The following is a 528-nucleotide window of genomic DNA, read 5'->3' on the forward strand; positions in this document are numbered from 1 at the left end:
TAAGCTAACCACTACTACTGCCTTCATGGTTCGGGACTTTCACCCTATAGATTGCACCCATGCCGGGCGCACGAAAACGAGCTGCCAAGGCAGCTCCCTTATTTGAAGTAAAGCACTTGTTATCTGAATAAGTAGTTACCTTTTATTTCTCGTTTAATTACTCTACCCACTCTATAAACCAATCTTGAGGTTTCTTAACAATATTTTTAGTATGTGGGTCAATTTCAAGATTTACTTGAGAAAAGGCTTTCCCATTAGAATAAGCTTGAACGATCAGTTTACCGGCTACAACGGTATTGGCATATTCATGGCTGTGACCGGTAAAAATGACATCGACCTCATCATCGATTTTTGGAGCCATCTCCACTATAGCTCCACTGGAATTTGCTCCTGACTGATCTGATTTAGCTGAATCATGTGCCAGTACAACAATTACTTTGATCCCTTTTCCTTTAGGCTGTTTTCACATACTTTGTTGCTATTTACCAGGTAGTGAGTTGTGGTTGATTTCCCCTCCAGATGCTCGCT

1 protein-coding gene is annotated in these 528 nt (G+C 41.1%); it reads right to left on the minus strand.

Going from position 1 to position 528, the window contains the following annotated elements:
* Positions 1-157: 157 nt before the first annotated feature.
* A complete protein-coding gene (locus tag N9I19_RS25070; RefSeq protein WP_317779381.1) occupies positions 158-361 on the minus strand; it encodes a hypothetical protein in 204 nt (67 codons plus the stop codon).
* Between the last annotated feature and the right edge of the window lie 167 nt (positions 362-528).

The sequence above is a fragment of the Peribacillus sp. CSMR9 genome (assembly GCF_033141925.1).
Lineage (GTDB): Bacteria > Bacillota > Bacilli > Bacillales > DSM-1321 > Peribacillus > Peribacillus simplex_A.